Below are 12380 nucleotides of genomic sequence, written 5' to 3' on the forward strand. Positions count from 1 at the left end.
CTGCCTGCCCCAGCTGCCCGTCGGCCGACCTCACGCGCTCTTCCTTGTCCGCCGCCCCCACACGCCACCGGCTCCTCGTCATACGCTTCCGGACGTGGGAATCGGTATCGAAGTCCTGATCGTCGACTGGAAACGAGTCGAAGCCGCCCCCGCGGAGCAGCGGGGTGAACTGGTGGATGAGGCGGCCTTCGGCGACACGGTGTGGGAGGGGAGCGCGGACGGGTTCGGCTGGTCCTGGCCCGCATCGGCCGGCGCCGACTGGTACGGCCGGTACGCCTTCCACCGCAACGGTTCCTACAAGCTCCATTTCTGGGCGGGCGAACGCTGGGAGGACGTCCGGGACTTCGCGGAACCCGGCCTGCGTACCGCGTTGGACCGCTTCACCGGACCGCTCTTCTGGCAGCACGGTTTCGCGTATTTGGTGGGGGAGGACCCCGGCGCTGTTCCGGAGCGGGAGTGCCCCTGGGACACGGAGGTCCTGACCTGGTGCCCCCCGCAGGACGTCGCCCTGCTCAAGGATTTCTGGACCCGGGCGAGGAGCGGACTCGCGGCACTGCGCGAGCCGTTCGGGGAGCACGCCCGGACGGAAACCGGCTGGATCAGGGACTTCGAGGCGTTCACCGCAGTGCTCGGTGCATGGGGCGACGTCGTCACCGAAGCCGACCGCCGTGGCTGGGGCATCGTCGGACTCCGCTGCTGAGACCGGGAACAGCGGCTTCCCCGGCGCGGCAGGGACGCACGGCCGGCGGTACCCACCGCACTCAGGCCCCGTGTGTGAGCGACTCGTCCCTGGACGCTGTACGCCCACAAAGCCGCTCAGAAGAAGAAACCGCCGCCGGTGTAGCCGCCGGTGCCGCCGGTGGAGCTGCCGCTGGAGGAGTTGCCCCGGCCTGTCACCGGGCCGGTCGCGTATGAGTGGCCTGTGAAGAAGTCCTCGCGGAACTCCTTGTGCCACAGGGCGGCGAAACCGGTGCCCGCCAACGCCCTCTCGGTGGCTGCGAGAGCGGCCTTGTCCCAGCGGGCGTTCGTCCGGCCCAGTTCGATCATGACCTCCCGCAGCTGCGGAAGGGACAGGCGCGGCCGGCCGGCCGTGGCCGCCTGGTCGAGGTCCGAGGGCGGGACGTCGTGACGGAAGAGGTGGACCACCACCGTCCCGTCTTCGCGGGCGGCCTTCGTCCAGCCCCAGATCTCCTCGTCGATGACGCGGCGCTGCCGCATCCACCGCTCCAGGCTCAGCCGGCCGGCGATCTCCTTGCGTACGGGCGCGTAGGCCGCCTCCGCCTCCATGAGCTCCTTTCCGCAGCGGCTACGGAGGTTCTCCAGCGCCCGCGCGGCGCGTCGTCGCTCGAAGGGGATCCATACCCGGGCACGCTCCACCGCCCGTTCGGCTTTCCGGATCTCGTCCGCGATCCGGATGACGGTGCGTTCGTACTCAATCCCGGCTTTCCACCACTGGCGGAACACTTCCGGGCCGCAGTGGATGGCGATGGTCCCCGAGTCGGGTCGCGGGGTCGACAGCACGAAGACGGAAGGAGCAGAGGTCGCTCCCCCGACCGGGAGGAGCGACCGCGCATGCGCCCCGATCTTCCCGTCGACGATCTGGGCCGACGGCTCCGCTGCCTCCGCCGCCGGGTCTTCCACCGGCGTGACCCCGGTTGACGCGGATAAGCGCTTCGTCCTCCACCCGCTCATCGCTCCAGCATCCAGGAGGTCCGGCTCCGGAGGCAATGCCTTGTCACAGTCTCCGTGGAAGAGCTCCACCGTCTGGGAGGGCTCACGGAAGATGCAGGGGATCGCAGGGGATCGCGCCGTTGCCGTTGTACAGCTCCTGGGCCTTCTCGTGTTTCTTTTCCTTGTCGGCCGCGGTGGAGCGGCTCGTCGCGAGCCGACTGCCGGACGGGACCGACGACGTCCGTGTGTCCCATGTCCGCGTACAGGTAACGGATGTTCACGCTGGGCCGGGCGCCTCGGAATGGCGCATCGCGAGCGGGTCGTGGTCGACGTGACCACTGTGCACGTGGGGCCGGTGCCCGAGGCGATCTCCGTGCTGGGCCGTTGTTCCTCCACGAGCCACACACCCTCCGCACCCGGGCCCCGGCACTGGCCGAGGGGCCTGGGGCGGAGCCTGCACAGCCTCTGGTCAGACCGCTCCCGAACCCGTTGCCCGACGGTGGCACTGCCCCTTGTGAGCCACCTTCGGCGCGGCTGCTCCGCGGCGGGTCCGTGCCGGTAAGCGGAAGCGTCGACAGCGCGGCGCAAAGTGTGTTGCCGAGCCGTCAGACAGTTTCCGAACCGTGGTTCAATAGCGGCATGGGGCGTCCCAAGAAGATCTCCGACGGCGAGTTGTTGGCAGCCTGCGAACGGGCGATCGGCCGGCACGGCCCCGGTTTCACGCTCGCGCAGGTCGCTGATGTCGCGGGTGTATCGGTGGGAACCGTGGCCGGGCGGTTCGGTTCCAAGCACGGTCTGCTGCTGGCCCTGATGGCGGGGGGCACGGCGGCGCTCGAGGCCCGTATGCGGAGCATCATCGCGGCACAGCCCGACCCTGTGGCCGCGGTGCGGGAGTCGCTGGTGCTCGCTGCGGTCGGGGTGGACGATCCGGAGACGGCGGCGCAGCACTTGGCGCAACTGGGGGCCGATCTGGCCGATCCCGGACTCCGCGAGGGGTTCGCGGCTCAACGCAGGGCTGTCCGTTCGGTGCTCACGCCGCTCCTGGAGGAGGCGGGCCTGCCGTACGCGCCTCCGGCCCGGCAGGCGGCGGGGATTCTGGCCGCGCTGGTCAACGGCCTGCAGCAGGACTGGGCGTTGAGCCCGGAAGGTGCGCTGGCCGACCGGTTGCGCCAGGATCTCGACTCGGTCATGTCCGCGTGGCGTGGGCCAAGGAGCGCCCTCTGACCCGGCCCGCGCCGGTGGCGGGTGCGGCCGTGAAAAGCCCTCGTCCGGGCCCCTCCGGCCCTGCGTGCCGCGCACCTACGCGCCGCGCACATTTTCGGTTACTTCAAGGAGAGATGGCAGACGATGACGTCAGCACTCGACGGCAAGGTCGCGGTGGTCAGCGGAGCGACACGTGGTTGCGGGCGGGCGATCGCGGTCGAACTGGGCGCCTTGGGTGCGACGGTGTTCGCGGCCGGGCGCTCCACCCGCACCCGGCGCAGTGAGATGAACCGGTCGGAGACGATCGAGGAGACCGCGGAGCTGGTCTCCAAGGCGGGCGGGACCGGCGTGGCGGTGCGCTGCGACTTTCTCGAACAGGAGGACATCAACGTCCTGCGCGACCGCGTCGTCGCGGAAGCCGGCGGGCAGTTGGACATCCTGATCGACGACGTGTGGGGCGGCGACCCTCTCATCGACTGGGACACCCCCTTCTGGGAGCAGGACGTGGAGCGGTCGGTGCGGGCCTGGCGCAACGGACTGGAGACGCATCTGCGGACCCTGCACACTCTTCTGCCGCTCCTGACGGCCCGGCCCGGCGGGCTGGTGGTCGAGGTGACCGACGGCGTGGCGGACGGCAACTCGGGCTCGCTCGTCTACGACCAGGTGAAGGCCGGAGTGCGGCGCCTGGCGCTGGGCCTGTCCGAACAGCTTCCCGAACGCGGGGGAACGGCCCTCGCGGCCACCCCCGGTTTCCTCCGCTCGGAGGCGATGCTCGACCACTTCCAGGTCGGCGAGGAGAACTGGCGCGACGGCATTGCGGTGGACCCGCACTTCGTGCTGTCGGAGACCCCGCATCTGCTGGGTCGGGGGATCGCCGCTCTCGCGGCCGACGACGACCGGGCGCGCTGGAACGGCCGTATCGTGACCTCGCACGAGCTGGCCGACGCCTACCAGGTCGACGATCTGGACGGCTCCCGTCCCGACTGGCCGCGCTGGATGAAGGAAGTGGTCTCCGGCGGCCTCGACCCGGCCCAGGTGGACCCGGCGGACTACCGCTGACCCGTTCCCCGGTGCCGCCGGCCGTGTTGCTCAGGAGAGTTTGGGTGGTGACGCCGTGGGAGTGCCGGCGGCGACCGGCGTGCTCCGCGCCTCGGGGGCCCGGCCGAGCTGGGGACGCAGCCGCATGGCGGGGCGCTCGACAACATAGAAGCTCACCGTCGCGGCGGCCAGCGAGGTGAGCAGCACCAGAGCGAGCAGCGGGGCGAAGTCCGCGGTGCCCTGCGGGGTGTCGCCCCAGGCGTAATAGGCGTCCAGGACGAAGAGATGCCACAGGAAGACGCCGAAGGAGACCCTTCCGCAGAACTGGACCGGGCGGCTGGCGAGCACCATGTGGACGCGCGAACGTGGTTCCGCGGTCGTCGCGGTGAACGGGGTGACCAGCAGGACGCTGATGAGCAGGTACCACATCTTGGTCAGCAGCGCCTGCGGCACCGACGGGTAGTCGATGGTGTGCGGGCCGCCCAGTGGCGTGCAGGCGCAGGCGAAGACCGCCGCCGCCAGCAGCCAGGATGCCCCCGGGTGGGCGACCAGCCACCGGTAGGGTTCCCAGACCCGGATCCGCAGCTGGAGACAGACCGAGAAGGTGGCCAGGGCCATGCCCGCCGCGAAATAGACCAGGTACTCGGGCAGCCACAGGTAGATGAACGGATAGGCGCCCATACGCGGGAGATGGGACACCACCGTCCAGCCGACGCTGAGCACCGCGGCGGCCGCGAGTATCCACAGCGCACGACGAGTCCGGGCAGCGGTGTCCACGGCACGCCTCGCCCATGACGCGCACAGGGCGGCGAACAGCGGAAGCAGCAGATAGAAGCTGACCTCCACAGCGAGGCTCCAGGTCTGCCCCATGCCGGGGGGAAGAACGTCCTGCTGGTAGATGTGCAGAAGCAGCAGGGGCCGCACCACGTCCCACGGGCTGTGCAGCGAGTCCCGGGCGAGCAGGACCAGCGAGAAGATTGCCAGTACCCAGAAGGCCGGCATGATGCGCAGTGCCCGCCGCCACAGGTACGGCCGTGTCGCCGGTGGCGGGGTGTCCGTCAGTGTGGCCATCACGAACGGCCGGTACAGCAGCATTCCGGAGAGCAGGAAGAACACCGGCAGTCCGACTTCCGCGTTGGCCAGTACGGCCGCGCCGACGGGGTTCCCCGACTGGTGCCACAGTGAAGAGGCGACCTCACCCGAATAGACACCGACGTGATAGAAGAGGATCAGTAAAGCGGCGATGCCGCGTAGACCTTCGATTCCCGGGAAGAAGCGTCTCGGCGTCGGCGCGGTGGCGTATGCGCTTGCGGCGGCGCCCGTTCCACCGGAATGCTGCGGGCGTTCGGCGCGCCTCAGTCTGCCGTCCTCACCCATCGGATTCCCCCATCCTTCGCTGTGAGGATGGACATGGTGCAGCACGAGGGGCCACGAGACGGGCGCGGCGAAAGGAAGACGACAGACTCCCGCGGGTTCCCCGGAACCGGAAGTCGCCGCCGGGCGCTGTGGCCTCAGCCCTCCGCGGCAGACGGAAGGGCGCCGTCTTCCGGAGCGTGGAAAGAGCCCGGACAGGAACGGCTGACAGGTCCTCCTCCCCGCTGTCCAATGTTGCGGCAACGTGACGCGGCTGTTGCCGCGTACCGCTTCTTCCACGGACCTATGGGGATGATCCCTTGACCACTCACAGTTCCGCGTCCACCGAGATCCTCGACGAGCCCTGGCTCAGAATCGGCGAACACGTCTTCCGTTCCCGGCTCATCGTCGGCATCGAGCAGTACGACTCCGTGCCCGTGGTGCGGGACGTGCTCACGGTCACGGGGGCCGATGTCTTCATCACCACGGTCGACCCGGACAACCGACGCAGCAGCCTGCTGCTCTCGGACCTGGACAACGCGCTGGACCTCGACCGGTTCGTCTGGATAGGAACGACTTCCTTCTCCCGTTCCAAGGACAGCGCCCTGCGCACGGCCGAGATCCTGCGTGACTCGCTGGGCATCGGCATCCTGAAGCTGGACGTGCGCGGCGAGGACAACGTGCCGGACAACCAGCAGACCGTCGAGGCGGCCCACGAACTGCGCGACAAGGGCTGGGAACTGCTGCCGTTCATCCTGCCCGACCTGAAGACCGCCATGGCACTGGAAGAGGCCGGCTGCGCCGCCTTGCGCGTGATGGCGGCGCCGGTGGGCTCCGGACACGGCATCATCGACCCGGGACCCATCCAGGAGATCATCGACGCCTCCAGTGTCCCGGTCGTCGTCGAGGGCGGGCTCGGCAGTGCCAAGCACGTCGCGCTCGCGATGGAGATGGGTGCCGCGGCCACGCTCGTCAACACCGCGCTGGTGAAGGCCAAGGACCCGATGAAGATGGCGCTCGCCATGCGGCACGCGACCACCGCGGGGCGGCTCGCCTACGAGTCGGGACCGATGCCCGAGAAGCTCGCCGCCTGAGGCATCGACCGCGCCACGACGTACGCCATCGGCACCGGCCGGCCGGGGGGCCGGCCGAGAGCCGCCGCGATGCCGGCCGAGGAGCCCGGGAGGAACCGGGGCCTCTCGGTCGGCGGACGAGGGGAGGACCTTGAGGCTGATCCGTTGTGCAGTGAACTGCCCCACCGGAGGCGCTCGGTGAGCAGTGCTGCCACCCCGGACCATGTTCCACCCACAACCGAACCGGACAACCCGTGGCGGGGCGTACCGGCGTTCCTCGCCGGTGCCACCGCCTTGGCCAGTATCGGACTGGCGGCGGGCGGCACGGCCGGCGCCCTGCTCGCCACCGAACTGGCCGGCACCCCATCCGTGGCCGGCCTGCCCGTGGCCCTGCATCTGGGCGGCTCGGCCGTCGGCGCGCTCCTGGTGTCGCACCAGGCGGGTCTCGGCCACCGGGGGCGCGGCCTGGCCCTCGGACTGCTCCTGGGCGCCGTGGGCGCCTTGACCGTCGTGTTCGCCGCGCGGCAGGGGAGCCTGCCGGTGATGCTCGTCGGCAGCACCCTGCTCGGAACCGCCAACTCCTCCATCTTCCTCGTCCGCTACGCGGCGGCGCAGGCGGTGGGGGAGGGAAGCCGGGGGAGAGCGGTGGGCGCGGTGTTCCTGGCCACCGCGTTCGGCGCGGTGGTGAGCCCGCTGCTGCTCGGCCCCAGCGGCTCGGTCGCAGGTGCGATGGACCTGCCCGCGCTCTCCGGCCTGTACCTGGTGGCTCTGGTCACCTTCGGCTCTTCCGCCCTGCTGCTCGCCGCGGGATCGACACCGCGGACGCCCCTGCTGGGCCGGGCCGCGCGGATACTCACCTCCGGCGCCCGTCATACCCGGGGCGCGGCCGGACTGCTGTCGGCGCTGCGCGAGCCGGCCACCATGGTCGCGCTGAGCGCGCTGGCCGGGACCAACTTCGTCATGGTCGGCATCATGACGATCGCGCCCGTCCACCTCGACCAGCACGGCGCCGGTCACGGCACCGTCGGGTTGCTGGTCGCGCTGCACGTCGTGGGGATGTTCGCCCCCGCGCCGCTCACCGGCCGGGTGGCCGACCGGCACGGGCCCGTGCCGGTCGTACTGGTCGGCGCGGTGGTCTCCCTGACGGCCTGTGTGCTGGGTGCTTTGAGCGACGGCCACGCGACAGCGCTGACGACCACCTACCTCGTGCTGGCGGGGCTCGGCTGGAACTGCGGCGTGGTCGGCGCCAGCACGCTGCTGACCGGAGCGGTTCCCGACGGGCTGCGCCCCCACGCGGAGGGGATCGGCGAGGCGACGATGGGCACGGCCGCCGTGGTGGTCGCCCCTCTCGTCGCCGCGCTTCCCGGTGCGTGGGGCTACCACCTGCTGGCCCTGTGTGCCGCGGCGTTGACAGCGCTCGCCCTCGTCCAGCTGCGCCGCGTCGCGGCCAGAGTGCTCCACCAGACCCCAAGGACGCTGACATGAAGATACTGACCTGCAGCAACAGTTGCCCGCAGTGGGAAGACGGGCAGCTCAATCCCCGCTCACCCGGTGGCCTGGTGCCCATGCTGATCGCGCTGCTCAACGAGCACGGCGGGGAGTGGGTCTTCACCGCGCCGCCGGGCAGCGACATGTCCGAGTCCGTGTCCCTGGACGGCGGCATCACGCTGCACCCCGTGGCACTGGACGAGGAACTGCGGCGCCGCCACTACGACACGATCTCCATCCAGTTGCTGCTCGGCATGCTCCACTACATGCACGACACCTCCGTCGAGCCCGTCTTCGACAGCGCGCTCGGTGACGCCTGGGCGGGATACGAGACCGTGAACCGGCAGTACGCCAAGCGGCTCACCGAACTGTCCGCCAACAGCGCCGACGAGCTGATCCTGCTGAACGACCCGCACCTCATGCTGGTCCCGGAGTTCTTCGCCTCCCAGCAGGTGCGCAGGAAGAGCAAGCTCACCTACTTCCTGGGCACGCCGTGGTGCGAGCCCGACTACTTCACCGTCCTCCCCGCGCACGTCCGCACCCGGATCCTGGAATCGCTCCTCGCGTGCGATGTCGTCGGCTTCCACGCCCGGCGCTGGTCGGACGCGTTCCTCGCCTGCTGTGCCAGGTTCCTGCCGCAGGCCGAGGTCGAGGGCGACACCGTCACCCACCGCGGGCATGTCACCCGTCTGGTGTCCGTGCCGTTCCCGCTGGACGTGGACGTGCTGGACACGATGGTGGAGGAGCCCGCGACCGACCGGTGGACCGAGCGGCTGGCCCGGATGGCGGCCGGCCGGCGCGTGATGGTGCGGGCGGACCGGATCGACCTGTGGAAGAACATGCCCCGTGGCTTCGCCGCCTACGAAGCCGCTCTGGAGCGCGATCCACGGCTGGCCGAGGAGTGCTGGTTCGTCGCCGTGGCCACACCGGCGAGCCGCGCCGCCGGCCGGCATCTGGCCTACCAGCAGGCCACCGAGGCGGCGATCCACCGCATCAACGAGCGCTTCGGCGCACCGGGCAGGGAGGCGGCCACTCTCGTCCAGCCCGGCAAGGGCCGCGATTCGCGCAACTGCGTCGTCGCCGCGCTGCGGATGAGTACCGCCGCGGTCGTCAACTCCACGTACGACGGCCTGAACCTGTTCGCGAAGGAGGCGGCTTATCTGCTGCGTGACGACGCCTCGCTGCTGCTGTCCGCCAACGCGGGGGTGCACGAGCAGCTCGGTGCCTTCGCTCTCACCCTCGACCCGTTCGACATCGACCAGACGAGCCGCGTGATGGAGCAGGCCCTGCGCGCTGCCGGTGGTGCGGCCGGTGGCAGCGCGCAGGAGAGGCGTGCGCTGCTCCGCTCCGAGAGCGCGGAAGAGTGGCTCAAGGCCGTCTTCCGTCTGTGAGGCCCGCCGGGCACGTATAAGGGGGCGGTGCCGCGTGTGTGCGCGGCACCGCCCCCTTCGCCGGTCAGCTTCCGATGCTCTGGCCGAACCGGAAGAAGTTGTCGGGGTCGTAGGCCCGTTTCACCTCGGTGAGCCGCGCGTAGTTCTCCCCGTAGTAAGCCGTCCGCCAGTCGTCGAGATGCGGGTCGGGGAAGTTGATGTAGTTCTCGGGGATCCCGTACCGGTCGCACACCTCGAAGGCCTTGTCGGCCCACGACTGCGCGGCCCCGCGGCTGTCCGCGTCGGGTGTGTCGTCGTTCAGTCCGACGGTGTACCCGATGTAGTACTGCGACGTCCGGTGCACGTACGCGGTCTCGGAACGGCCCACCCGGTTGGCCGCGCCGCCCAGCGCGAAGAAGGTCAGGTAGCGGAACTGCTCCTTGACGCGGTCGGCGCCGAACGCCTCGATCAGTTCCCGTACCGCGGTGCGCGTAAGCGGCCGGTCGGCCAGCCGTCCGCGGTCCACCGCGAAGTGGTACCGGGGCAGCTTCGCCTCGGGGTTGTTGCCCACCAGGTGGCACTCCTCGACGGAGAAGTCCTCGCACTCGTAGAACTGCATCGAAGCCTGGTCGTAGGGGAGGTCGGCGATGTCCTCGGTGGCCGGCCGCCGCCCGATCGCGTCGACGAGTTCGTCACGGGCGGCCCGGAAGCCGGCTTCGCCGCCGAGGTAGGCACCCTGGAGGAGCAGCTGCGGCACCGCCTCAGGTGTCGACTCCGCCATGAACATCACCAGGGTCGATCCCCAGGAGTCGGGGGCGTGCGGCAGCCATTCCAGGTAGGCCTGGGTGACGTCGAGCGCGTCCTCCCACTTCCACGTCAGGTTGAAGTTGACCAGCGAGGGGATGGAGACGGGCTCGACCTGGAACTCGGTGACGATGCCGAAGTTGCCGCCACCGCCGCCCCGCAGCGCCCAGAAGAGATCGGCCTCGGACTTCTCCGAGGCCCGTACCACGCTGCCGTCGGCGAGCACCACCTCGGCGGACCGGAGCTTGTCGGAGCCCATGCCGTACTTGCGGGTCGCCCAGCCGATGCCGCCGCCCAGGATGTATCCACCCGGGCAGACCGTCGGGCAGAGCCCCGAGATGGTCTGCAGACCGTGCGGCGCCAACTGGGAGACGATGTCCACGGCCTGCGCGCCCGGACCCAGACGGACCGAGCCGTGATGCGGGCGGACCCGGTTCATCCGGGAGACGTCCACCACGAGACCGGGTGTGGTGGACCAGCCGGCGAAGTTGTGGCCGCCGCTGCGGGCGGCGACCGGCAGCCCGTGCTTGTCCGCGAACCGCAGACACCGCGCCACGTCCCCGGCCGTCTCGCAGTACGCGACCGCCTGGGGACTGACCGAGTCGAACTGGCCCAGCACCATCCTCTTGGCCTGCTCGTAGCCGCGGTCGGCGGGCAGGACCACGTCGCCGCGCAAGGTGTCCCGCAGCTTGTCCCAGGGGAGGCGCTCGCGCGCCAGGCCGAGCCCCACTTGCGCCTCGGCGCCGATGACACCCGCTGCCGCCACCCCGGTTCCCAGGCGGAGAATCGTACGTCGGTCCAACACGGAAGGTTCCCTTCGGATCTCGTGGTTGTCGGAACGTGCGAGGAGGGTGAGGAGGAGTCAGCGGTCCGTCCGGCCGTTCCCGGCGGCGCCGCACCAGCGGGTCAGTGCCTTCCGCAGACCGTCGGGGTCCTCGGCGTCACCGGCCCATGCCACATAACCGTCCGGGCGGGCGAGCAGCACCTCGGGCAGCCGGACCCTGCCCTGCGCGTTGCTGTGCGCGGTGTGGACGCGGTCGCCCCAGCCGCCGGCCGCGAGCGTCGCCGCCCGGCCGCCGGGGGACTGGTCCAGCAGGACGAACCGCCGCTCCCGGAAGAGTTCGAACAACCGCCCGCCCCGCCGTCCGCCGCCGTGCAAGGTCGCGTCCGGCACCCGGGTGCCCACCAGGGGGTTCCGTTCGAAGCCTGCGGGCGGGGGGTAGCGCAGCGTGAAGTTGGCGAACTCCTTCAGCACCGGGGTCTGCAGCGGCCCGATGCGTCCGCCCTTCATGATGAGCCACCGCGCCAGCCGGGCGGGCGGTGAGTCCGAGGTCTCGAAACGGAAGTTCATGTCAGTCTTGCGCAACGTGGCCTCGGCGATCGGCAGCCTCTCCCGCTCGTAGGAGTCCAGCAGGCCGTCGGGCGCCCACCCGCGCAGCTCGGCCACCAGTTTCCAGCCGAGGTTCATGGCGTCCTGGATGCCCACTTGCAGCCCCTGCCCGCCGGAGGGGATGTGCGTGTGGGCGGCGTCGCCGGCCAGGAGGACCCGGCCGCGCCGGTACTGGGCGGCATGCCGCTGCGCACTGCGGAACCGGGAGAGCCACAGCGGATCGTAGGGGGCGAGGTCCAGGCCGAGGATGCCGCGGATACTGTCCGAGGCGTCCTCCAGCGTCAGGGGCTGCTCCACCGGGACGCCCATCTTCTCCCGGTCGAGGATGATGAGGCGGAACGTGCCGTCCCCGAAGGGATAGGCGGCCACCATGCCCCGCCGGGTGATCCGCGCGTACACCTCCGGCTCCGGGGGGTTGCCCAGCGGGGCGTCCACGATCATCAGGGACTGGTGGTAGTCGCGCCCGGGGAAGGGGATGCCCAGACTCTGCCGCACCGTGCTGCGGACCCCGTCGCAGCCGACCAGGAAGTCGGCCCGCTCGGTGCGCCGGACACCGTCGGAGCCGGTGACCTCGACCCGGACCGCGTCCGGGCCCGGGTGCACGCCGGTGACCTCGGCGCCCCGCTCGATCTCCGCGCCCGTCTCCAGTGCCGCCTTCTCCAGCAGCTCCTCGGTGCGCGACTGGGGGAGGATCAGGATGTAGGGGAACGGGGTGTCCAGGCGGCGGTAGTCCAGGTGGCCGCGCAGGTCCCCGAGCGGCGGGCGGGTGCAGGGGAGCCCCGCGTCGAGGTAGGGGTCCAGCTGCCCGCGCATGTCCAGCAGTTCCATCGTGCGGGGCATGAGGCCGAAGGCGCGGGACCACGGTGAGGGCTGGCGCCGCTTCTCGACGACGCGGCACCGGATACCGGCACCGCTGAGTTCGGAGGCGAGGGCCAGGCCGGTGGGACCCGCGCCGGAAACAATGACCGTGGGCGTATCGGTGGACACGAG

The 12380-nt window shown here is 70.6% G+C and carries 10 protein-coding genes; 6 read left to right on the forward strand and 4 right to left on the reverse strand.

Going from position 1 to position 12380, the window contains the following annotated elements:
- Positions 1 to 94: 94 nt before the first annotated feature.
- Positions 95 to 700 (forward strand): hypothetical protein, encoded by a 606-nt coding sequence (locus tag FM076_RS31530; protein ID WP_173874234.1) that lies wholly within the window; start codon positions 95 to 97, stop codon positions 698 to 700.
- 116 nt (positions 701 to 816) lie between these two features.
- Here FM076_RS31530 and FM076_RS31535 read toward each other — a convergent pair whose 3' ends face one another.
- The gene (locus FM076_RS31535; RefSeq protein ID WP_173874235.1) at positions 817 to 1692 is read right to left on the reverse strand and encodes a hypothetical protein; all 876 of its coding nucleotides are present in this window, start codon (positions 1690 to 1692) and stop codon (positions 817 to 819) included.
- A gap of 618 nt (positions 1693 to 2310) precedes the next feature.
- Here FM076_RS31535 and FM076_RS31540 point away from each other — a divergent pair.
- Positions 2311 to 2895 carry a TetR/AcrR family transcriptional regulator gene (locus FM076_RS31540; RefSeq protein WP_173874236.1) on the forward strand — a complete coding sequence of 195 codons (585 nt, stop codon included), beginning with the start codon at positions 2311 to 2313 and terminating at the stop codon, positions 2893 to 2895.
- A gap of 123 nt (positions 2896 to 3018) precedes the next feature.
- On the forward strand, positions 3019 to 3933 hold the full coding sequence (locus tag FM076_RS31545; RefSeq protein ID WP_173874237.1) for an SDR family oxidoreductase: 915 nt from the start codon (positions 3019 to 3021) through the stop codon (positions 3931 to 3933).
- Between the two features lie 30 nt (positions 3934 to 3963).
- On the opposite strand, the gene FM076_RS31550 is transcribed toward FM076_RS31545, so the two are convergent.
- Positions 3964 to 5289 carry an acyltransferase family protein gene (locus FM076_RS31550; protein WP_173874238.1) on the reverse strand — a complete coding sequence of 442 codons (1326 nt, stop codon included), beginning with the start codon at positions 5287 to 5289 and terminating at the stop codon, positions 3964 to 3966.
- Positions 5290 to 5585: 296 nt separating this feature from the next.
- Between FM076_RS31550 and FM076_RS31555 the strand changes: the two genes are divergently transcribed.
- The 3 genes from FM076_RS31555 (at position 5586) to FM076_RS31565 (ending at position 9217) form a co-directional block, all read left to right on the forward strand.
- Positions 5586 to 6359 carry a thiamine biosynthesis protein ThiG gene (locus tag FM076_RS31555; RefSeq protein WP_173874239.1) on the forward strand — a complete coding sequence of 258 codons (774 nt, stop codon included), beginning with the start codon at positions 5586 to 5588 and terminating at the stop codon, positions 6357 to 6359.
- A gap of 273 nt (positions 6360 to 6632) precedes the next feature.
- On the forward strand, positions 6633 to 7823 hold the full coding sequence (locus tag FM076_RS31560; protein ID WP_173874240.1) for an MFS transporter: 1191 nt from the start codon (positions 6633 to 6635) through the stop codon (positions 7821 to 7823).
- Entirely contained in the window at positions 7820 to 9217 is a 1398-nt protein-coding gene (locus tag FM076_RS31565; RefSeq protein WP_173874241.1) for a trehalose-6-phosphate synthase, read from the forward strand. The genes FM076_RS31560 and FM076_RS31565 overlap by 4 nt, the downstream gene beginning before the upstream one ends.
- 64 nt (positions 9218 to 9281) lie before the next feature.
- On the opposite strand, the gene FM076_RS31570 is transcribed toward FM076_RS31565, so the two are convergent.
- Both FM076_RS31570 and FM076_RS31575 read right to left on the reverse strand, forming a co-directional pair.
- Entirely contained in the window at positions 9282 to 10805 is a 1524-nt protein-coding gene (locus FM076_RS31570; protein WP_173874242.1) for an FAD-binding protein, read from the reverse strand.
- A gap of 57 nt (positions 10806 to 10862) precedes the next feature.
- Positions 10863 to 12377 (reverse strand): FAD-dependent monooxygenase, encoded by a 1515-nt coding sequence (locus tag FM076_RS31575; protein WP_173874243.1) that lies wholly within the window; start codon positions 12375 to 12377, stop codon positions 10863 to 10865.
- Positions 12378 to 12380: the final 3 nt, after the last annotated feature.

The organism is Streptomyces albus subsp. chlorinus, assembly GCF_013302895.1.
GTDB lineage: Bacteria > Actinomycetota > Actinomycetes > Streptomycetales > Streptomycetaceae > Streptomyces > Streptomyces chlorinus.